Annotated in this window: 20 protein-coding genes and 1 other RNA gene; 1 reads left to right on the plus strand and 20 read right to left on the minus strand. The window is 52.3% G+C overall.

Annotation, left to right across the window (positions count from 1 at the left end; all coding sequences use genetic code 11):
• Nucleotides 1-105: 105 nt before the first annotated feature.
• Nucleotides 106-1,878 (minus strand): B12-binding domain-containing radical SAM protein, encoded by a 1,773-nt coding sequence (locus H7U36_RS09880; protein ID WP_243425717.1) that lies wholly within the window; start codon nt 1,876-1,878, stop codon nt 106-108.
• Between the two features lie 86 nt (nt 1,879-1,964).
• On the opposite strand from H7U36_RS09880, the gene ffs reads away from it, so the two are divergent.
• An RNA gene (gene ffs, locus H7U36_RS09885) (signal recognition particle sRNA large type) lies at nt 1,965-2,226 on the plus strand.
• Between the two features lie 108 nt (nt 2,227-2,334).
• Here the strand turns inward: ffs and tadA are convergent.
• The 19 genes from tadA to H7U36_RS09980 all read right to left on the minus strand — a co-directional run bounded on the left by tadA (nt 2,335) and on the right by H7U36_RS09980 (nt 20,253).
• Complete coding sequence (gene tadA, locus H7U36_RS09890) at nt 2,335-2,835, minus strand: tRNA adenosine(34) deaminase TadA (RefSeq protein WP_307875385.1); 501 nt, start codon at nt 2,833-2,835, stop codon at nt 2,335-2,337.
• 102 nt (nt 2,836-2,937) lie between these two features.
• Nucleotides 2,938-3,903 carry a hypothetical protein gene (locus H7U36_RS09895; protein WP_243426747.1) on the minus strand — a complete coding sequence of 322 codons (966 nt, stop codon included), beginning with the start codon at nt 3,901-3,903 and terminating at the stop codon, nt 2,938-2,940.
• A 96-nt stretch (nt 3,904-3,999) separates the two neighbouring features.
• Nucleotides 4,000-5,418 (minus strand): deoxyguanosinetriphosphate triphosphohydrolase, encoded by a 1,419-nt coding sequence (locus H7U36_RS09900; protein WP_191493629.1) that lies wholly within the window; start codon nt 5,416-5,418, stop codon nt 4,000-4,002.
• A 16-nt stretch (nt 5,419-5,434) separates the two neighbouring features.
• Nucleotides 5,435-6,607, minus strand: a complete 1,173-nt coding sequence (locus H7U36_RS09905) for a hypothetical protein (RefSeq protein WP_205148435.1) — start codon at nt 6,605-6,607, stop codon at nt 5,435-5,437.
• 185 nt (nt 6,608-6,792) lie between these two features.
• The gene (locus H7U36_RS09910; protein WP_191429108.1) at nt 6,793-7,419 is read right to left on the minus strand and encodes a 4'-phosphopantetheinyl transferase family protein; all 627 of its coding nucleotides are present in this window, start codon (nt 7,417-7,419) and stop codon (nt 6,793-6,795) included.
• Complete coding sequence (locus H7U36_RS09915) at nt 7,397-7,945, minus strand: M48 family metallopeptidase (protein ID WP_191493627.1); 549 nt, start codon at nt 7,943-7,945, stop codon at nt 7,397-7,399. The genes H7U36_RS09910 and H7U36_RS09915 overlap by 23 nt, the downstream gene beginning before the upstream one ends.
• Nucleotides 7,926-9,671, minus strand: a complete 1,746-nt coding sequence (locus tag H7U36_RS09920) for a glycoside hydrolase family 2 protein (protein ID WP_205148434.1) — start codon at nt 9,669-9,671, stop codon at nt 7,926-7,928. The genes H7U36_RS09915 and H7U36_RS09920 overlap by 20 nt, the downstream gene beginning before the upstream one ends.
• A gap of 22 nt (nt 9,672-9,693) precedes the next feature.
• Nucleotides 9,694-10,410 carry a hypothetical protein gene (locus tag H7U36_RS09925; protein WP_138303587.1) on the minus strand — a complete coding sequence of 239 codons (717 nt, stop codon included), beginning with the start codon at nt 10,408-10,410 and terminating at the stop codon, nt 9,694-9,696.
• Nucleotides 10,371-10,709, minus strand: a complete 339-nt coding sequence (locus H7U36_RS09930) for a hypothetical protein (protein ID WP_205148433.1) — start codon at nt 10,707-10,709, stop codon at nt 10,371-10,373. The genes H7U36_RS09925 and H7U36_RS09930 overlap by 40 nt, the downstream gene beginning before the upstream one ends.
• Before the next feature lie 354 nt (nt 10,710-11,063).
• On the minus strand, nt 11,064-11,480 hold the full coding sequence (gene atpC / locus H7U36_RS09935; RefSeq protein WP_033126169.1) for an ATP synthase F1 subunit epsilon: 417 nt from the start codon (nt 11,478-11,480) through the stop codon (nt 11,064-11,066).
• 46 nt (nt 11,481-11,526) lie between these two features.
• On the minus strand, nt 11,527-12,924 hold the full coding sequence (atpD, locus tag H7U36_RS09940) for a F0F1 ATP synthase subunit beta (RefSeq protein WP_205156085.1): 1,398 nt from the start codon (nt 12,922-12,924) through the stop codon (nt 11,527-11,529).
• Nucleotides 12,925-12,935: 11 nt separating this feature from the next.
• Nucleotides 12,936-13,829 carry an ATP synthase F1 subunit gamma gene (gene atpG / locus H7U36_RS09945; RefSeq protein ID WP_033126167.1) on the minus strand — a complete coding sequence of 298 codons (894 nt, stop codon included), beginning with the start codon at nt 13,827-13,829 and terminating at the stop codon, nt 12,936-12,938.
• A gap of 12 nt (nt 13,830-13,841) precedes the next feature.
• Nucleotides 13,842-15,347 (minus strand): F0F1 ATP synthase subunit alpha, encoded by a 1,506-nt coding sequence (atpA, locus tag H7U36_RS09950; protein ID WP_033126166.1) that lies wholly within the window; start codon nt 15,345-15,347, stop codon nt 13,842-13,844.
• Between the two features lie 5 nt (nt 15,348-15,352).
• Complete coding sequence (atpH, locus tag H7U36_RS09955; RefSeq protein ID WP_191429105.1) at nt 15,353-15,889, minus strand: ATP synthase F1 subunit delta; 537 nt, start codon at nt 15,887-15,889, stop codon at nt 15,353-15,355.
• Nucleotides 15,867-16,370 carry a F0F1 ATP synthase subunit B gene (gene atpF / locus H7U36_RS09960; RefSeq protein ID WP_033126165.1) on the minus strand — a complete coding sequence of 168 codons (504 nt, stop codon included), beginning with the start codon at nt 16,368-16,370 and terminating at the stop codon, nt 15,867-15,869. The genes atpH and atpF overlap by 23 nt, the downstream gene beginning before the upstream one ends.
• 51 nt (nt 16,371-16,421) lie before the next feature.
• The gene (gene atpE, locus H7U36_RS09965) at nt 16,422-16,649 is read right to left on the minus strand and encodes an ATP synthase F0 subunit C (RefSeq protein WP_033126164.1); all 228 of its coding nucleotides are present in this window, start codon (nt 16,647-16,649) and stop codon (nt 16,422-16,424) included.
• 37 nt (nt 16,650-16,686) lie between these two features.
• A complete protein-coding gene (locus H7U36_RS09970; RefSeq protein WP_033126163.1) occupies nt 16,687-17,349 on the minus strand; it encodes a F0F1 ATP synthase subunit A in 663 nt (220 codons plus the stop codon).
• A 394-nt stretch (nt 17,350-17,743) separates the two neighbouring features.
• Nucleotides 17,744-18,250 (minus strand): DUF2798 domain-containing protein, encoded by a 507-nt coding sequence (locus H7U36_RS09975; protein WP_205148431.1) that lies wholly within the window; start codon nt 18,248-18,250, stop codon nt 17,744-17,746.
• A 281-nt stretch (nt 18,251-18,531) separates the two neighbouring features.
• Complete coding sequence (locus H7U36_RS09980) at nt 18,532-20,253, minus strand: FtsX-like permease family protein (protein ID WP_205156086.1); 1,722 nt, start codon at nt 20,251-20,253, stop codon at nt 18,532-18,534.
• Nucleotides 20,254-20,322 lie beyond the last annotated feature (69 nt).

A 20,322-nucleotide genomic window follows, 5' to 3' on the forward strand; every position in this document is an offset into this window, starting at 1 on the left:
AGTTTTCAAGGTACTGATTGCAACGAAAAGTCGTTGCCACTTTTTTACTTGACTTTCTTTAATAGTTAGTCTTATTTTTCAGCCGCTCCCTACATTGTAAACGTTTTATTTTTCAATTGCAATATGAATTCCTCTTCCGTCATTTGTGAGGGGATCCCTGTGTCTGTAGTCAAAGAGCACATACTCCCCCTTCAGGGGAAAATACTCCAGGTGGGTCATCCTGCGGAGCTGATTTTTATCTGCCCCTTCGCAGTCCTCCAGAAATCTGTGCTCCCGGGCTTCTGTCTCATAAAAGCCGCGGACCCACTGTCCGTCCGCCCGGGACTCACCCGCAAAGGCCGGCCGGCTTTTGGCGTTCTCCCGAAGATAGTAGTCAAAAATGAGCCGCTCCCTCATCTCCCCGGCATCCTCCGGCCAGTTTTCCCTGACAAAGTCAAGGAGGATCTCATAGCGGGCCGCCCGGGCGTGCTGCACCTGATCCAGCCCCTCCCGCTCATAGAAAGCCGCAAGCCTCCTGTAGAGGGCAAAGGGCGAGGGCTCCCGCAGCTCCAGCAGCTCCAGGGCTGTCCTGAACTGGCCGCTGTTATAGTAGAGCTCAGTCATCTCCTCCACCCCTTTTAGGATCAGCACATCCCCGTAGGACAGCCACCTTGTGGAGAGCACCTCATAGGGCGGGGTGTCGCGGCAGAGCAGGCCGTATGCCTCCTTCATTTTCTCCATGCGGGAGCCCTTCAGGATCTTGAGAAAGCCGAGCTGCAGCTGGTCGGGACGGAGGGCGTAGACCCTGTCAAAGGAGCGCCCGAAGCTCTCCAGATCCTCCCAGGGGAGACCGGCGATGAGATCCAGGTGCTGGTGCACGTTTCTCCCTTCCCGCACGTTTCTCACATTTTCCTCCAGGCGGGCAAGATCCATGGTCCTTCGGATTTCCCGGATGGTCTCCGGGTTGGTGGACTGGACGCCAATCTCCAGCTGGATCAGCCCGGGTCTCATGGATCGGATCAACTCCAGTTCCTCCTCGTTCAAAAGGTCCGCCGAGACCTCAAAATGGAAATTCGTGATTCCGTTGTCATGCCGGCGGATGTATTTCCATATCTCCAAGGCGTGGTCGTGGCGGCAGTTGAAGGTCCGGTCCACGAATTTCACCTGCTCTGTCCCTGCGTCCAGGAAAAACTGAAGCTCCCGTTTCACCAGAGAAAGGCTTCGGAACCGGAGTCTCTTGTCAACAGAGGACAGGCAGTAGCTGCAGGAAAAGGGGCAGCCTCTGCTGCTCTCATAATATACGATCCTGTGCCTGAAATCTGTCATATCCTGGTAGACAAAGGGAATTTGATCCATGTCCAGAGGCTGTCTCCACGGATTATCCCGGATCTGCCCCCGGCTGTCACGCCAGGTGATGCCCTCTGCGTCCTCCAAATCTGTCCCCGGGCCCGCTTCTCTTGCTGCCAGGGCTCCCGCCAGAACCGCGAAGGTCTCTTCCCCCTCGCCCTTCATGATCCCTGTCACCTGGGGAAACTGCTCCAGCAGCCGTACCGGGTCGTAGGACACCTCCGGCCCTCCCAGCCAGATTTCCGTGTCCGGCAGCACCTTCCCAAGCTCAGGCAGAAGGGAGCGGATCATCTGGATATTCCAGATGTAGCAGGAAAAACAGAGAAGGTCCGGCCTTCTTTTATAAATGTCTTCCATAATGCGGTCCGGCTGTTGGTTGATGGTGTACTCGCCGATCTCAATTTCCACTTCGCCGGCGGCATGGCCGGCAGAACTGACAGGGCTTTTGCTCTGTCGCAATCTCGCGTCCGCATAGGCTTTCAGGCTGTACACGGCCAGGTTGGAGTGAATATATTTTGCATTGACTGCTGCTAACAATATCTTTCTCATCATGCCTGTTATTTTACTATATTCCATCGGGTTTTACAATAAATCCCGCATCCATTGACATTTTCAAAAAAACAGGGTAAAATATAGACTCGTGCAGCCGGGGCGGTAGCGGTGCCTTGTACCTGCAGTCCGCTATAGCAGGGGTGATATTGCGCGGAGGGCGAAAGCTGGCAGAGCTGCCCTTGGTAAGTGACGTTGATATCCGGGTCTCACGCGACGGAAATCCGTGAACCGTGTCAGGTCGGGAACGAAGCAGCACTAAGCGGAACCTTTCGGGTGCCGTGAGGGTGCCTGGGTTGAGTAAACTGCCAAGGTAACGTCTGTTGGCCTGGTTCGAAGCGCAATGCACGAAAAAAGCTTTCTGCCATGCTGCCGCGGGCAGGGTGGTCATATATAAACTATAAATCCATTCACATTTTTTAGGGAAAAGAGAGCAGCGTCCCATCTGCTACGGATCAGTCAATCCGCCACAGATGGGACGCTGCTCTTTTTCTCTTTTTTCTTTCTCTCCCTCAGCTCCCGGAAGAACTGCTTCATGAGGGAGCTGCACTCTTCCTCCAGCACACCAGACGTGATCTGAGCCTGATGGTTGAACCTGTCCATCTGGAGCAGATTTAGAATAGAGCCGGCGCACCCCGCCTTGGGGTTCATGCACCCGATCACCACCCGGTCCATCCGGGACTGGACAATGGCGCCCGCGCACATCTGGCAGGGCTCCAGCGTCACATACATGGTGCATCCCTCCAGCCGCCAGTCCCCCATCCTACGGCTGGCCTTGCGGATGGCCGTGATCTCCGCGTGGGCCAGAGGATTTTTGTCTGTGTTCCGCCGGTTGTAGCCCCGGCTGATGATCTTTCCCTCATATACGATCACGCAGCCGATCGGGGTCTCGTCCAGCGCGTACGCCTTCTTTGCCTGTTTAATTGCCTCTTTCATATATTTTTCATCTACACTTTGCACATTTACACACCACTTTATCCAAAATTGTACACCAGTTTTTTCATTCCAGACGTAATACTTTTAAAAAGTATTACGTCTGGAATTGAAATTGTTCCAATTGTGTCACCGCCTCACCGGGCGGCACCAGTATCCGAAGTCTTCCTCCCTGTTTGTCTCCTCTTCGGTCAGCTCCACGTCCCCCTCATCCGGCCGGACAAATCTTGGAAAACCGAAGGCCTCCGCCGCCTGCGCCTCCCGGGGATGATAGATGCCGGGCACTCCAAGCCAGCACTTTTCTCCCTCCTGTATCAGCAGAAGGTGATGATAGCTGTAGTATCCGTGGAGGAGAAAGCTGTTGTTGGCCAGCCGCCACTCGCAGCGCTTCAGCTGAGCGATATCCCTGCGCTGGATCTTGATACAGCGCAGGGATCCAATAGGCGGGTCTCCCCCGGTCCTGTTCGGGCGCTCCTGCCGGGGCATTTCCTCCGGAATGTCTGTCTCCTCCTCTGAGGCCAGCGCTTCCGGCTCCGCCTCTTCCTGGCTGTCCGCCAAATCCATGGAGCTGTCCTCGCCGCTAGTCCCGTTTGTGTCCGGGACATTGCCATCCGGAATATCTTCACCCGGGACATCCTCTCCACTCTCCTCCGGGGAACTTCTCTTCCGCATTTCTTCCTCGTCCTGCGCAGCCTTCCGGGCCGCCAGACTGGCAAGATCCGGCTCCGGCTCGTCTCTAAAGACCTGCATCCGCTCCACCGCCACAGGCATGTCATCCCAGACGGCGGCAAATCTCCTGTGTCCTGCATTTTCCAGTATAACGCCCTCGATCAGCGGATAGTTGGACGGCCGCCCGGTGTCCTCCGGAGTAAAAGTCAGCCGGGAATTGACAGCCGGGTTCACATGGTCGATGTCTCCCTGCCAGAGCCCGATACACTGTCCTTCCTTCACATAAAAAATGTACACCTTTAGCCTTTTGTCTTCCGTGAGGTGCAGCCCTTTTCCATGAATATGCACTATCGTGGACTCATCCGTCTGCTCCACCTTCACAAAGCCCACGTTGCGGATGCGTTTTCCATCCTGATATTCATACAAATAGCGAATAAATCGTTTCAAACCTCCACTTCCATTCTTTGTCTGGTTATCACAATCTATTCGCCTGGATACCGGAAAATACCTGTTCTCCCTTTGTCAGAGGATCGCCTTCAGCTCCTGGTACAGTCTCTTGGCGTAGCTGTCTGTCATGCCGCAGATAAAATCCGTGACAAGGAGAAGCCGCAGGTACAGCTTTTCCGTATCAGTCTTTCTTCTTGCATGATAGTGGTAGGCGTCCTTGTAGTTGCTGGAAATAAAATACACAAGTCTCCTGTCAATAGAATTTAAGGCGCTGTCGTCCTCGTCATAGTGGATGACCGCCCTCACGAAGCTGTCCATGAGATAGTCCAGTATGCCCGCCTCCACCAGCTCCATGAGATAGATCTGCCTGGTGGAAAACACACGCCTCATAGCCACGTCTCCCAGCAGCTCCATCAGCTCCTCTGCAAACGTATGGTAAAACAGGTCCGAAGAGTAGCTCCCCTCCATGATCGCCTCGTAGTTAGAGGTAAATCCGTACGTGGCGCAGGAGATGAGGAAGCCCTGCACCCGGACGATCCAGTTCTTGACCGCATACTCCTCCGGATGGTCCACTCCCTTCTCCACACCCCGCCGGTACAGCTCCTCCAGCTTTCCCGCCGGGTCAAAGATGACTTTATTGTTGTTTTGAATACTTTTCAGTTTCTTCAACTCCTCCATCAGCATATGGTAGGAGATAAATCCCTTGACAAAGGCGTCCTCTATGTCCGCCGTCTTGTAGGCGATGTCGTCTGCCGCCTCCAGGATAAAGGTCAGCGGATGCCGTCTCCCGTTTGTCCCTGTCTCCCGCTCAATCCGGTGAAACAGCTCCTCATCCGCCAGATAGTAGCCGATCTTTTTCCTCTTGATATCGCCGCAGTCAGCGTCGATCCCCAGCGAGGAGACCGGATACTTCACGATGGTGTTCAGCAGGGCGTAAGTGAGGTTCATCCCATTCTCATCTACGAGAAAATGCAGCTTTGTCACAAGCCGGAAGGCCTGGGCATTTCCCTCAAAATGGTAAAAATCCTGCTTCATCTGCTCTGTCAGTACCTGCTCCACCGGCTCTCCTCTGAAGATCAGCCGGGGAAGATTTCTCTCAAACCACTCCCGTATGGCCACCTCGCCGAAATGTCCAAAGGGCGGGTTGCCGATGTCGTGGATCAGCCCGGCGCACTGCAGGATGCTGCAGATATCTTCCTTCATCTGCGGGGTAAAGGAAGGATCCTTTTTATATGTAAGAATATTTTCGCCGATATTCTGTCCCAGCGACTTGGCCAGGGAGGACACCTCCAGAGAATGAGTCAGCCGGGTTCTTATGAAATCACTCTTATCCAGCGGAAACACCTGAGTCTTGTCCTGCAGTCTCCTGAAGGAGGCACTCCCGATGATCCGGTGATAATCCTTTTCAAATTCGCTGCGCAGATCCGAAGAGCCAGGATGTCTCTGGCCACTCCCCCTGCTTCTCTTCGGAGATAAAAGCTGCTCCCAGTTCACGGTCCTCTTCCTTTCTTTAATCGAGATAAATGGGCGGCTCGTAGTCATTTCCAAGAAGAGCCTTCTTCCTCTCCTGATAGCCGAGGAAGGCCCACTCTGTCATGTCTGTCCACTGGTGGCTGCTCCTGTCATACACCTGAACGTACCCAATCCTCTTGGGATGCATGCGCACAGTATTGGACTCATACTCATGCCCTGTGTAGGGATTAACCTCTCCCTTTTCCAGATCCTCTTCCTCATCTCCGCCAGCCTGCAGCATCTCTTCTCTCGTCTCCTGGGTATACACCGGCGTCTCTGCCGCTCTTTCTTCCAGGGTCTCCTCTGCGGCCGTCTCCAGTGCCTCATCAGGAACCTCTTCCGGCTCCTCCTGAAGCTTTACATCCTCACGGGCTGCAGCCGGGGAAGCAGCCTGCCGCTCTGCCTCTGCCTGGGCGACATGCTCTTTAGGCTCTTTTCTGGTACGTCTCTGAAAGAAATCTCTCCAGCTTCCCCTTGCCTTTTTGGCCGGGCGCTCCTGAGGCGTCTCTTCCGCCGGTACTTCCTCTACTGTTTCTTCTACTGTCTCTTCTACCGTTGCTTCTGCCGCCATCTCTTCCGGTACAGTCTCTTCCGGCGCGGCATCTTCCGGCATTGCTTCTTCTGAAGCCGCCTCCACTGACGCCGCCGCCTCCTCTGTTTGCTCCTCTGCCACAGCAGCTTCCGTCACACGCTCTTCCGCCACGACAGCTTCTGCCGCGTCCTCCTGCTCCGCCTCCGGCCGGGCAGCATCCAAAGCAATCTCTTCACCCAGGAGCTCTTCCTTTTCCTCCAGGAGCTGATCCAGACCACTGTTTAGATCCACCAGCTCACCGATGGTGATATCCCGCTCCACAGGATGACGGTGTTTCTTTCCCTTCTTCTTTTCGAGGCGCATCAACTCGGCCTCCGTGACATGAACACTCTCCTCATCTGTGTTCTCCGGCTGCCTTGCGTCACCAAGTATATTCAGCTGAAACGGACAGCCAAGTATCTCCGCGATCATGCGCATGTCCTGCTCCTGGAAATTGTCCCTTCCAAGGCGCTGCGTAAGATTCTGCCTGGACATCTTCTTCCCCGTCCGCTCTTCTATCATTTCCGCGAGTTCTTTGATCGTCATGCCTTTCCGGCTTAAGATAATTTTGACCTGTTCTCCGAATGTAAGATCTAACATGATATTCCTCCTTATTCAATTAAATTATACTCACCCTGCACAGCTTATGGCTCTTCGTTTTGTAAACTTCAGAGTTTCTTCATAAACCTATGCTTTTCCCTTTTCTTATTTTAGCAAAACATATACTGTACGTCAATCCGGGTTTTGCTCCATAAACCTTCCCCTGTCTGCTTTGCTCCGCGCCTTTACTCCAGCAGCTCCTGATATATCTCCCCGAACGCTCCGTCTGTGCTGCACACGGCAATCCTGGCATTGATCCCCGACACTTGATACTCCCTGTAATAATATCTTTCCGGATACTGCCAGGGCTTCCTCACAAGGAAAGGACGATCTTCTCCGTCAAAGCCTATCTCAAAGCTCCTCGTATCCAGTCCCATCCCTCTGCGCACTGCCTTCATAAAGCTCTCCTTCAGTACCCACAAGCGGTAGAAAGCCTCCGCCCTCTCCCGCTCTGACGGCTGTCCCTCGACCCAGGCAGTCTCAGAGGGAAGGAAAAAACGTCGGGCCACCCGCATCCGGGCCTCCTTCACGGTCTCAATGTCGCACCCCACCTTCTCCTCCCTCTCTGTAGAAATGCTGCACAGCACATAGTCCCCGGAGTGGGACAGGTTAAAGACCTGATCCGGGCCGGCCCCGTATCGCTTCCGCATCTTCTCCAACAGCGCCCAGACGCCCACGCTCTGTGCCCGGTCCTGGGGAAAACGGAGTTGATCCGCCTTCTCCCTGCGGAAATCCGGCGCCTTCTCATAGTATTTCCTGTAAATTTGCTCCTCCCTGAGAGGAGAAATATCAGCTATCCACGTGTAAACCATTTAATTTCTTCTTTCTCTCCTTCCAGTCCGGCAGAAATTTTGTCATACAGCTCTTAAACCGCTGGTTGTGGCTGGGCTCAATCAGGTGGCAGAGCTCGTGCACGATCACATACTCTAGGCACTCCTCCGGACAAAAGACAAGTCTGGTATTCAGCCGGATACGCCCCGTGCTCACAGTACAGCTTCCCCACCTTGTCTTCATATCCCGCAGGGTCCAGCCGGACGCATGGACGCCCATGATCGTCTCCCACTTTTGGGCATAGCCAAAAACCTGCCTTTTCATTTTTTCTATCTGCTCCTCCGACACAGGCGGGTACTCGCAGGTCACCCGGGTCCGCTCCAGATGCCGGCGCATCCAGCCCTCCTTCTCGTACAGGAACCGCTCCACCCGCTCCCTGGGCGTCCTAAAGGGGACTGTCACCAACACTTCACCCTGTTCCGGGCGCACATACAGATTCATATTTTTTATTTTCCGATACTCCATGCGGACTTTGATCCCATGGATATCAAATACTGCATTTTTCATTCCACTCTTTCAGCACATTCTCATCTATCTTCAGTATCTCCCTGTCATAGGTGTAAATGCCGTTTACTTCCTCCTCTACATCTGAGAGCTGGGTATAGATGGTAACGGACAGCCCTTCGCCTATATGAGAGGCAACCTCCTTTATCAGCTGGCCATAGCCCGCGCTTAGCTCCTTTTTGCTCCCGTAAATTCTGTAGCCGTAGACCTTTCCCGACATGCTGTGCTCCCTGCACCTCCAGCAGAAGCCGCCGAATTCCGTCAGCGCCTGGACGCGTTCTTCCCTCCAGAAGCGCAGCTTAAAAAAATAGTTATGTATGCTCCGGAAATCTCCGCCGCCCTGGTCAAACCATCCGCTTGCCTGGTCAATGAGCCGGGAAGGATCCATCTCCCTGGCCAGCCGCGTCACTTCCTTTGCGTCAAACTGTCCCCAGCCCTCATTGAACAGAACCCAGGTGACAATGGAGGGATGGTTCCAGAGCAGGCGGATCGTCTCCTTCATCTCCTCCACAAACTGCTGCCGTCCCTTCTCCTCCTTCCGTCCCAGAAGCCCGTAGGTACGGTCTGTCATACGGATATGAAATTTCTCCAATCCGTTTGCCAGGTAGGTGACATACCATTTCCTGTAAGGACGGCCTCCGCAGACCATGTCCTGCCACACCAGCATCCCAAGCCGGTCACAGTGATAGTACCATCTTTCCGGCTCGATCTTGATGTGCTTTCTGAGCATATTGAACCCGAGACGCTTCATTTCCCTGATGTCAAATTCCAGGGCCTCATCGCATGGCGCCGTGTACAGTCCGTCGGGCCAGTACCCCTGATCCAAAACGCCCCTCTGGAAATAGGGCCTGCCGTTGAGAAATGTCCTAGGGATACCCTCCGCATCTAAAGAAACGGAAATCTTTCTCATGGCAAAATAGCTGTCAACCCGGTCCTCCCCAAAGGTGACGCTCAGGAAATAAAGAAATGGATCCTCCGGTGTCCAGGGATGCATCCGGGGCACCGGTATGCGGATGGGCTCATTGGCTTCCCCCTCCACCTCCCAGGGCTGCGTCTCCTCCGAAGACACAGCAACAGAAACCTGGCCCCGGTCGGCGCAGCAGACCGTGACCTCCACCATTTTCTCATCGTAGAGAGGCGTGATCTTCAGCCTGTCCACGTGCGCCTCCGACACTTCCTCCATCCACACAGTCTGCCAGATCCCGCTCTGAGCTGTGTAGAACATGCCTCCCCTCTGCAGCTTCTGTTTTCCTCTGCTGTAGTAGGACTGATCCGTAAAATCCCGCACGCCCACGATGAGCTCATTTTCTCCCTTCCTCAGGAAATCTGTCACATCCACGGAAAAAGGCAGATAACCTCCCAGATGCTTTTTCGCCAGTCTCTTGTTGACGTAGACAGCGGCGAACTGATCCACTGCGCCAAAGTGGAGGAGCCAGCGCCTGCCCGATCTTCTCTCCACCTCTCCCGGCAGCATCCGTCTGTACCAGAGCACCTGGCTCGGATGAAGGCTCCTCTCCACCCCCGATAGGGGGGCCTCCGGGGAAAAAGGCACAAGGATACGCCCCGCGTACCGCTCCGGCCTCTTTCCTTTCCCGGTGATCACATAATCCCAGTATCCGTTCAGATTGACATAGCTCTCCCTTCGCATGGAAGGCCGTGGATATTCTGCCAGTACCTGGTCCGGGTGCTCCAGCACCTGGTCTGTCCAGCGGGTTTTCAGTTTCTTCATGTCTGCCGCACCTCCGCTTCTGTCATTCCTTCAGCTTCATTAATATCTCCTCGCAGGATGCATGGGGATATTTTTGCACGATCCTGTAAATCGCCTCAATGGCCTGGGGTTCTTCCTCCAGATCTGCCGCCGTTTCTTCCAGGCTTTTATTTCTCCTGCATTTCTTTTGGATAAGCTCAATAAGGTTTAGATTTTTCCCTTCGTCTCTCCCTTTTTCTATTCCCTTTTCTATCCCGATTTCTTCTACATAATCACTCAGATTGCACATTTGCTCCAGCTCCTTTCCAAGGCTGTACTCCATCTCTATCTGGAAATCATTTTCCAGTTTTTCAATTTTATCTCCCGTTCTCAAAGACGGAGACAGAAGTACATTCAGCATCCTCGTTAGCTCCTGCCCGTCTTCCGCCCCGTCACACAAACAAATGCAGATCACTGACAGCTTGTCATAGCTGCCTGGACGATCCGGAATCCCCGGTACAATATCCTTCTTTCCGATTGAATATATGGAAATGGCATTTCCTATGTACTTTGGGGCATTCATACAAATCCATATGGAGTAAACCTTCTTTATACTGTCATAATCTGAACCTGTAAATTCCGTTCCCAATTGCGATGAAATCAGCCTGGCCCCATAAAATATTCCCCGTGTAACAAGGTTATAACCCGGATAAAATTCTTTTTGTGCTTCAATATTGATGATCAGCTTAATCTCTGTTTTTCTCCGGGCGGGAATGAGCATGTGAAGCCGTATATCAAAATAAATGGCTCCTTCATCCGGCTGCTGTCTTCGTTTGCATCTCCGACCACCTGCTCCGGCAGTCTGTTCGTCCTTCCAGGCTCCACCCACACGTTGGACACTTCAGGCTCTCCGCATATACATGCTTTTATCTGAGATACAGACAGCTCCTGACACTCCTGCACTGTGCGCTTCAATATCCAGGCAAGGATCGTCCTGTTTGACAGCACTTTCTTACACTGGGCGTCATACTGAGACTTTCCTTCTGCCAGCGCGATATCCTCCGCAAGCATATTTCTCATAGGCAATTTCCTTTCTTCAATTATAGCGAAATTTACTACATGTCACAAGGCTGATATTCTGCTTCAGAAGCCGAAGCAAAAGAACGACCAATTCATAATCAAGCGGCTTATGAACGGCGAAATGCCATGCCGCTTAAGATAGTATTAACATAACACAATTTTCTAAGAACGTCAAGCAGCTGTTGGGCTGGCATGAAGTGTCGACCAGATCTACTCCGCCATGCCGACTTCCACTACGCTTCGCTCCGTGTCAGTCTCGGGCGTTCGCCCTATGGAAGCATACAAAAAAGGACTCCCCTACGTGCAAGCACGATGTGAGTCCTTTTCCGTATACTTCCGCATGGCTCATTGCCATCAGATATTCCAATGTTTATCTCGGGAGGTTTTTAGGCGGGTCATGGCGCGGGCCAGGGATGCCTGGGACAGGTAGTATTCCTGGATGCTCTGCTTCTGGCGCAGGCGCTCCTCAGCTCTCTGGCGGGCTTCCTCGGCTCGCTTTACATCAATGTCCTCAGGCCGCTCCGCCGAGTTCACAAGGACGGAGACACGGTTGTTGATGATCTCAGCAAACCCCCGGGACACAGCGGCTGTGATCCATTCGCCCTCAGGAGTCTTCAGATGGAGCTCCCCGTTTACCACTGCCACGATCATGTTTTCATGATGGGCCAGGACACTGAACTCTCCGTCCTCAATGGGAAGGATCAGGTTCTGGCATTTTCCCTCGTAAAAAACCTTGTCGCTGGATATAACCTTCAAAAAAAATGTGTTCATCTAATTTCACTCCTTCTGCCGGACAAAAGGCACTGCGCGGCCGCGCTTAAGCCTGCTCAGCCTTTGCCTTCTCGATAACCTCGTCAATAGTTCCGACATTAAAGAACGCATTCTCCGGATACTCGTCCATCTCGCCATCGATGATAGCCTTAAAGCCGCGGATGGTCTCCGACAGAGGCACATATTTTCCCGGTGTTCCGGTAAATGTCTCAGCCACAGAGAAGGGCTGTGACAGGAACCTCTGGATCTTTCTGGCCCTGCTGACTGTCAGCTTATCCTCCTCTGACAGCTCCTCCATACCGAGGATGGCGATGATATCCTGCAGCTCCTTATACTTCTGGAGAATCTCCTGCACCCTTCTGGCCACTTGGTAGTGCTCCTCGCCCACCACGTCAGCCTCCAGAATACGGGAGGTGGACTCCAGCGGATCTACAGCCGGATAGATACCCTGCTCCACGATCTTTCTGGAAAGAACTGTAGTGGCATCCAGATGGGAGAATGTGGTAGCCGGAGCCGGGTCTGTCAGGTCGTCCGCAGGCACGTACACAGCCTGCACAGATGTGACTGACCCGTTCTTCGTGGAGGCGATACGCTCCTGGAGAGCGCCCATCTCATTTGCCAGAGTGGGCTGATATCCCACGGCTGACGGCATACGTCCAAGAAGGGCGGACACCTCAGAACCGGCCTGCACAAAACGGAAAATATTGTCAATAAACAGCAGCACGTTCTGGTGCTCCTCGTCACGGAAATACTCAGCCATAGTAAGCCCTGTCTCCGCCACTCTCATACGGGCTCCGGGTGGTTCGTTCATCTGTCCGAACACAAGGGCTGTCTTATTCAGGACTCCTGACTCGCTCATCTCTGTCCAGAGGTCATTTCCCTCCCTGGAACGCTCGCCCACGCCGGTAAAGATAGAATATCCGCCGTGCTCCGTGGCGATGTTGTGGATCAGCTCCTGGATCAGGACTGTCTTTCCCACACCGGCGCCTCCGAACAAGCCGATCTTTCCGCCCTTTGCGTAGGGGGTCAGAAGGTCGATGACCTTGATGCCTGTCTCCAGCACCTCCACAGCCGGGCTCTGATCCTCAAAGCTGGGCGCCTTTCTGTGGATTACCCAGTGTTCTGAATCCTCCGGAATCTTCTCCTTATCGTCGATGGTTTCTCCCAGCACGTTGAAAAGTCTTCCAAGGGTCCGCTCGCCAACCGGAACCTTGATGCCCTCCCCGGTGGCTGTCACCTCCATCCCTTTGTAGAGGCCGTCGCTGGAAGCAAGCATGATGCAGCGCGCAACATTGTTTCCAACATGCTGAGCCACCTCCATGACACAGCGCTTTCCACCGTTGTCCACTTCCAGTGCATCCTTGATAAATGGAAGATCTTCCCTGCTATCGAACTCAACGTCTACAACAGGTCCCATGACCTGTACAATTCTTCCTTTTGTCATAGTGTTTTATCTCACTTCCTTTTCTGTGCGTTGGCACCGCCGATCACCTCTGTCAGCTCCTGGGTGATGTCCGCCTGCCTTACACGGTTATAGGTTACATTTAATTCATTCAGCATATCCGTGGCGCTGTCCGTGGCATTCTGCATTGCCTGCATACGGGAATTCTGCTCGCTGCAGTAAGACTCCACGAGGCAGCCGTAAATGATGCCGATCAGATAGTTGGGGACAATATTGTCCATGACCTTGTGGGCGGAGGGGTACAGGGTGACTGCCTCTCTGTACACGCCGGCCATGGCCGCCATCTTGTCGGACGCAAAGTTGACTCTCTGCAGAGGCAGAAGCTTGATCTGCTGCGTCTCAGCCTGGAGCGCGTTTTTCATCCGGGTGTAGATGATATAAATGTCATCCAGCTCTCCCGCCTCAAAAAGCTCCACCATCTTGACGGCGATCACTCTGGCCCGGTACAGGTTCGGATCCTGCACGGTATACTTGAATTCAGAATCCAGCTCATCCTCTCTCTTAGAGAAATACTGCCTTCCCACTTCACCCAGGACAAACATCTTGTGTTTTCCCGGCTGCCCGATCAGCTCCTCCGCCATCTTCAGCACATTGTGGTTGTATGCCCCGGCAAGACCTTTATCCGCCGTGATGACAATACATCCGACCTTCCTGTCCTTTGCCGGGATCTTCTCCCTGCGGTCAAAGAAATGGCTGTGCATATCCGGCACGTGCCGCAGGATCCGGGTGATCTCCGCCTGCATGGCGTAGAAAAAGGGCTCTGTGTCCGCCAGCTTTTTCTTCGCCTGCTTCATCTTGGAGGAGGAGATCAGGTACATGGCGTTGGTGATCTTCTTTGTCTCCTGGATGCTGGCCATCCTCTCTTTCAATTCTCTTGCATTTGCCATAATAACACCTGCTTACCTTTTCTCTTTAAATTCCTTTGCGGCATTTAAAATCTGCTCTGTCAGCTCATCATCCAGGATCTTCTTCTCCTCAATGGTCTGACAGATCTCAGGATGACTGTTCTCAAAAAATGCAAGCATATCTGTCTGGAACTGTTTTACCTTGTCTGTATCTACATCCAGCATGAGCTTGTGGGTGGCTACGCACAGTGTGATAACCTGCTCGTGAAGGCTCAGCGGATTTCCAAGAGGCTGCTTCAGAAGCTCTGTCAGGCAGCTTCCGTATTTCAGCTGGGTCTTTGTGACATCGTCCAGATCCGAGCTGAACTGGGTAAAGGACTCCAGCTCCCTGGCCTGAGCCAGGTCGATACGCACGCTTCCGGACGCCTTCTTCATAGCCTTAGTCTGGGCAGCGCCTCCCACACGGGACACAGAAAGTCCCACGTTGACAGCCGGACGCATACCGGCGTTGAAAAGGTCGCTCTCCAGGAAGATCTGTCCGTCCGTGATGGAGATCACGTTTGTCGGAATGTAGGCGGAAACATCACCCGCCTGGGTCTCAATGATAGGCAGCGCCGTGATGGAGCCGCCCCCCGCCTTCTCGCTCAGGCGGCTGCTTCTCTCCAGCAGTCTGGAGTGGAGATAGAAGACATCTCCGGGGTACGCCTCACGTCCCGGAGAGCGTCCCAGCAGCAGGGAAATGGCACGGTAGGCCACCGCATGCTTGGACAGATCGTCGTACACGATCAGCACGTCCTTTCCCTGATACATAAAATATTCCGCCAGCGCGGTTGCCGCATAGGGCACAATGTACTGCAGCGGCGCGCACTCGCTGGCCGTTGAACAGAACACCGTAGTGTAGTCCATGGCGTCGTGGGACCGCAGCGTGTTTACAAGCTGGGCCACTGTGGATGCCTTCTGTCCAATAGCCACATAGATACAGATCACATCCTTCCCCTTCTGGTTGATGATGGTGTCTGTAGCAATGGAGGTCTTGCCCGTCTGCCTGTCGCCGATGATCAGCTCACGCTGTCCACGGCCGATAGGGAACATGGAATCAATGGAGAGGATGCCTGTCTCCAGCGGCACGCTGACTGATTTTCTCTCCACAATTCCGGGCGCCTCCTCCTCCACCGGACGGTATCCGTCCGCCTTGATCTCGCCTTTTCCGTCTATAGGGGAACCGAGGGCGTCCACAACCCTTCCAATGTACCCCTCTCCCACGGGGATACCGGCTTTCTTTCCGGTGCGGGCTACCTTTGTCCCCTCTCTGATATCGGAGTCGTCTCCAAACAGGATACAGCTCACTTCATTTGTCTTGATATCCTGCACCATGCCCTTCAGCCCTGTCTCCAGGGTGACGATCTCACCGTACATGGCATGGTCTATTCCGTAAACGGAGGCAATTCCATCTCCAACAGAGACAACATAGCCAACTTCCTGGTCTCTGCTGATCACATCATAATTTTCTATCTCTTCCTTAATGATAGAGATAATCTCATCTGAGTTGATCGAACTCAAGTTTTTCACCTCCAGGTCAATTTTTGTTCTAATCGTTTCAGCCGTCCCTGCATGCTGTAATCATACTCCCGGCCATTCACAAGGAGAAGAAATCCGCCGATCAGCGACGGCCTCTCTTCCATCTCCCAGACCACGCCTTTCGCGTGAAATTCTCTGCGCACAAACTGCTCCATACCCTTTTTCTGTTCCTCGGTGGGCGGAACCACATAGGCCAGATGAGCGGTCACGATGCCGGCCATCTCATTTTTATACTGATGATATGCCCTGAAAATCTCCTGCATGATGCCGGCCTTCCCGTAGTCTGTGGCCACCTTCAGGAAATTCCGTATTCTCTCGTCAAAGATCCGGTCAATGACCTTATGCTTCTGGTCTTTTGTCACGATAGGACTTTCCAAAACCGAGACAAGAGCGGGGGCCTCTGAAAATATCTCTTCCGTCCCCCCGATCACATCCTCCGGGAGCTCCATGTCAAACAGCACCCTGGCATAGCGGATCGCCGCCATAGAGCAGTACGCAGTTTTATTTGTCTTCGCTGTCTTCATGGGGATCACCTGCTTCTTTCAGAAATTGGTCGTAGACAGCCTGGCTGTCCTTCTCGCTGCAGCTGTCCATCATGATCTTCTTTGCAGCGTCCATGGCAAGCCCCGCGACCTCTGTCTTCATCTGTCTCAGTGTCTGTTCTCTCTCAAGATCAATGGTCTCCCTGGCTGTCTTCATGATCTTTCCGGCCTCGTTGTCCGCATCCTTCAGTATGCGGTCATACTCCTTCTTAGCGTCTGCTTTGGCCTGTTCGATCATACGCCGGGACTCATCCTTTGCTCCGCTCAAGGCATCCTCATACTGACTTTTAAGCTCCATTGCCTTGGCCTGCTGGTCGTTGGCATTCTGGATACCGTCAGCGATCATCGCCCTGCGCTTCTCCATGATATTCATGATCGGACCGATCAGAAATTTGCGCAGCAGCAGATAGAGAATGACCAGGTTTATCATTTCCAGGACAAAATTAAAGTCTAAACTCAGCACTTTCTAGTACCTGCCTTTCCTGTAATCCAACTTCATGTTCTGACAATATTTCTACTGAAGGAAGAAGATCACAAGAAGGCCGATGATGAAGCCGTAGATAGCTGTTGCCTCCGCAAGGGCACATCCAAGGATCAGTGTCTTGCTGATCTTGCCCTCAGCCTCAGGCTGTCTCGCAATGGCCTCTGCTGCCTTTCCTGTTGCGATACCGATACCTACACCTGCTCCAATACCTGTAAGTACAGCGATAGCTGCTCCGATTGCAATAATTGTTCCTGACATAATCTTCAATCTCCTTTTCTTTTAATCTCTTTGCTTACTATTCCATCTCTTCATTCATAAACAGGGCAGTCAAAAATACAAACACATACGCCTGCAGAAGTCCGTCGAATATATCAAAATAGAAACTCAACGGAATAGGTACTAATAATGGAACCACCGCTTTGACCAGCTCCATTACCACAAATCCTCCCAGCATGTTGCCGAAAAGCCGCATACACAGCGACAGGGGGCGGATAAAGACCTCCATCACCATGATCGGCGCAACAAAGGGAACGGGCTTGGCAAAATGTCCAACCCAGTGTTTCAGGCCGTTTCTGTGTATGCCCGAATACTCAATGAGGAGCATACTCATAATGGCCAGCGCTGCCGTCACATTCAGATCCTTTGTGGGCGGTTTAAAGCCTACCAGTCCGATCACATTGGAAACCGCAAGGTAGAGGGCCACGGTAATCAGATAAGGGATATAGCGCCTGTTTTCTTTTCCAATGATGCCTTCAAAGAAATCCTGCGCCCATCCGACTGCTGACTCCAGCGCAAGCTGGACTTTCCCGGGATTTTCCACTTTTAAGTTTCTAACAAAGATGACAGACAGGACCGTCAGGACCGCCATGATGATCCACGTCACAACAATGGACTCATTCACGGCAATACCGCCGAAAACGGGGATCTCAAAAACCGGCGTACAATTCAGTTCTTCCATCAGTTTTTCAGTTAATTCTCCCGTATTATCCCCTTCCTTCTCTTATTTTTTTCTTGTGAATATTACTGCTAACAAATTCATTTGTCAACAAATTTTGCTTTTAGCTTTCGCCCCGGATTTTCATTGTTTTTTTATGGATTTTTTCTGCTTTTTTTCTTTCTTTCCGCACAAAATTATGTGTTTTTTGCAAGGAAAATCGCCTTATCCGCAAATGCATTTTTTTCAAGATTATTTTTTACCAATTTATCACTTTTTTAAATTTTCATTTTCGGCATTTCGATGCATTTTTCCCTGTCATATTTTTTCAACGATATGCAATACCGCTATGTTCACCCAAAAATTCCGGGGGGATTTCCCTGTTTTTTACAAACTGCCGTCCCGTCGCAGCGCTCTGCTACATCTCCGGCTGTGCCGCCTCCATCAGAATACAGCCCTCCGGGAAGGCTTTTCTGAACAGGAAACGCACCAGCGGCCCAGCGATCAAAAGCTGGAAGGGCAGCGCCATGACAAAGTTCTTCGGAATGTTTGTCAGCCAGATGAAGAGCACCGGGCTCCACTGTCCTGTCCTCACGCAGGTCTCCGCCGCCCCGTAGAAGGACATGATGATAACCATGGGCACTACCATGCAGCTGGACACAGCGATGACTGTCTTCAGAGGGCTGGAAACTCCGGGCTTCACCAGATAGCGGAAGGCAAACCCCTTGGCCAGCCCCGACACAAGGAACCAGTCGCAGGCCATAGCGAACACGTAGGCGATGGGAAGGCCCATCCAGGCGTCCTTAAGGACAGACAGGGAAAGCTCTCCCTGATGGATTGCTACATTATAAATGCTCATCCACAGCACCATTGTAAAACACATCAAAACTGTATAAATCAGACTCTCTCTCTTATTCTTTGGCATATTTCTCCTCCTGTTGCTTCTATAATAATGATTCAGTGTGCTGTCAAAAATGCCTGCGCATTTTTGCTGTACTATCTTATCACCCGGGCGCCGGTGCAAATAAGTGGGATTTTCAAATTCAGCAGAAAGAATATATAGTCGGTCATTTCAGCTCAGGTCAGACAAATTTTACACAAACGAAAGATCTTTTTTCTCTTCTTTTCACAGGAAAAACTGTCATTTTGCACAAAAACAGATCCTCCGCCACACCATCCGGCAAGGCAGAGGACCTGCAGTTTTCTCTACTCTTCATATTGTTCCAGCAGCACAAGAGGTTCTCTTCTTAAATTCCTGTACGCAAATCCTCCGATGACTGCCACAGATACTACCGCAACAGCCACAGCAGCCGGTATCACTCCGCAAAGGGGCAGGTTCACATCTGTCTCTTCCTGATCTGTTTCCCCCTGCGCCTCCTCCAGTCCGGCAGAAAGGCTGCTCTGACTGTACATAGTATTATAATCCGTCTCCTGTCCAGCCTCTTTCGCGATCAATGCGACACCCGCTGCACCGGCCACGCCTCCAGCAATAATCCCAGCCGCCACCAGAAGCATCATCCCCGACATCAGAGAGAGCGAGCATCCCCTCCTTGTCATTCCCAGGCACCTCTCGATGGCCGTTCTCTGTTCCTGTCTCCCGATAAACAGGTAGCCGAAAAGTAGAAGCACCAGCACAGTCATCAGGACTCCTCCTGCCAGAAATGTATACGAGCTGATCTTTCTATTTTCTATTCCCTCCTGCATGTCCGAATACCCATTGTCATAGAAACGTATCTTTAGGTCATCATATCCAAGCTGCTGAAATCCCTTCATATATTTCGCTATCGTGCCGTTTGGTATCTGGAAGGATGTATTGTCCGCGCGCATAGGGCTGGCTTCCACGATATTTTCCGACCAGCCGCCCTCCACCAGCATCCCGGGGATGATGATCTCATTGAAGGCAATCGCATCGTCCGCAAAATCCCGTCTTGTATCCTGCGCATAGATCCCCACGATCTCACACGTCTCTTCGGCAAATGGCTGATAGAGCTGTCCATCGGCATCAATCAACGAAAAGCCCCCCGCAATCCCGCTGCCGGATGGCGGATACACATTCGCCGGAGAAACATAATTCGCATAGATCAAAGGGAGAGTGATCTTATCTCCCACCTGCAGCCCGTTCATTTTCGCAAACAGGTCAGGCACGAGACATACCGATGCCCCTTCTTTATACTCCTCCTCTGTAAACTCTCTCCCCTCTTCCACATAGGCATTTCCCTCATAAAATCCTCTGAGAAGCCTCAGATCATCTACCGGCTGTACCGGGACTGTATTGACCAAAAGATACTGCTCATCCAGCACTGCCAGCCACTGTCTGCCTTTCTCCGTCTCATAAAAGCCGTCCGTGACCTCATCGATCTTCAGCCCCTCAAAGCTGCCCGTCACCTGCTCTCCCTGTGCAGTGCACTGGGTCGAGCGAAGCTCAGAAAAGGTATATTCCGACGAAAGATCCTCATCATTTCCTGTGTCATGCCGGGTCATACCAGATACAAGACTCACAATATATGTCTTTCCCCTCTCCAGGACGGGCGGGTCAGGATTATAGTGATCACAGATCCACAGATCTCCCAGGAACAGGTTTTCATTCCCCATCAGCAGACGCTTGACCCGCACCTTGACAGGAGCCGCCTTACCGGTCCACAGCGGTTCCACCTCTGCAATGATAGAGCGATTGCCTGACTCCATCATGTAGTCAAAATCATACCCGTCCTCCGTGTTGTAAAGAACATACTCCGGCATATAGGCGCCGAAGAAAACCCGTTTCTTTGGCTTTTGGATATAATCAGCCCCCTCAAAGTCAAGCTCTTCCGGATCAATCCACCTGCCATCGGAAGAGGAAAAGACATAGCTGTAATCCTTGGTGCCGGCATCCCACAAAGGCATATAGCTGACATTTTCCCTTTTTTGCTCCACAGTGGCTATGGTCATATATCCCTGTTCCAGTTCTCTGATACAGTCCCGATTTATATACCATAAATCCAATCCAACTGAAAGCAG

It is taken from the genome of Faecalicatena fissicatena (assembly GCF_016900595.1).
Classification (GTDB): domain Bacteria; phylum Bacillota; class Clostridia; order Lachnospirales; family Lachnospiraceae; genus Claveliimonas; species Claveliimonas intestinigallinarum.

Excerpts from the sequence above, each read along its gene's own strand:
- H7U36_RS09880 (WP_243425717.1), bottom strand. The coding sequence starts at position 1,878 with ATGATGAGAAAGATATTGTTAGCAGCAGTCAATGCAAAATATATTCAC.
- H7U36_RS09905 (WP_205148435.1), bottom strand. The coding sequence starts at position 6,607 with ATGTTAGATCTTACATTCGGAGAACAGGTCAAAATTATCTTAAGCCGG.
- H7U36_RS09910 (WP_191429108.1), bottom strand. The coding sequence starts at position 7,419 with ATGGTTTACACGTGGATAGCTGATATTTCTCCTCTCAGGGAGGAGCAA.
- H7U36_RS09915 (WP_191493627.1), bottom strand. The coding sequence starts at position 7,945 with ATGAAAAATGCAGTATTTGATATCCATGGGATCAAAGTCCGCATGGAG.
- H7U36_RS09920 (WP_205148434.1), bottom strand. The coding sequence starts at position 9,671 with ATGAAGAAACTGAAAACCCGCTGGACAGACCAGGTGCTGGAGCACCCG.
- H7U36_RS09925 (WP_138303587.1), bottom strand. The coding sequence starts at position 10,410 with ATGCTCATTCCCGCCCGGAGAAAAACAGAGATTAAGCTGATCATCAAT.
- H7U36_RS09930 (WP_205148433.1), bottom strand. The coding sequence starts at position 10,709 with ATGAGAAATATGCTTGCGGAGGATATCGCGCTGGCAGAAGGAAAGTCT.
- atpC (WP_033126169.1), bottom strand. The coding sequence starts at position 11,480 with ATGAACACATTTTTTTTGAAGGTTATATCCAGCGACAAGGTTTTTTAC.
- atpD (WP_205156085.1), bottom strand. The coding sequence starts at position 12,924 with ATGACAAAAGGAAGAATTGTACAGGTCATGGGACCTGTTGTAGACGTT.
- atpG (WP_033126167.1), bottom strand. The coding sequence starts at position 13,829 with ATGGCAAATGCAAGAGAATTGAAAGAGAGGATGGCCAGCATCCAGGAG.
- atpH (WP_191429105.1), bottom strand. The coding sequence starts at position 15,889 with ATGAAGACAGCGAAGACAAATAAAACTGCGTACTGCTCTATGGCGGCG.
- atpE (WP_033126164.1), bottom strand. The coding sequence starts at position 16,649 with ATGTCAGGAACAATTATTGCAATCGGAGCAGCTATCGCTGTACTTACA.
- H7U36_RS09970 (WP_033126163.1), bottom strand. The coding sequence starts at position 17,349 with ATGGAAGAACTGAATTGTACGCCGGTTTTTGAGATCCCCGTTTTCGGC.
- H7U36_RS09975 (WP_205148431.1), bottom strand. The coding sequence starts at position 18,250 with ATGCCAAAGAATAAGAGAGAGAGTCTGATTTATACAGTTTTGATGTGT.
- H7U36_RS09980 (WP_205156086.1), bottom strand. The coding sequence starts at position 20,253 with ATGACCATAGCCACTGTGGAGCAAAAAAGGGAAAATGTCAGCTATATG.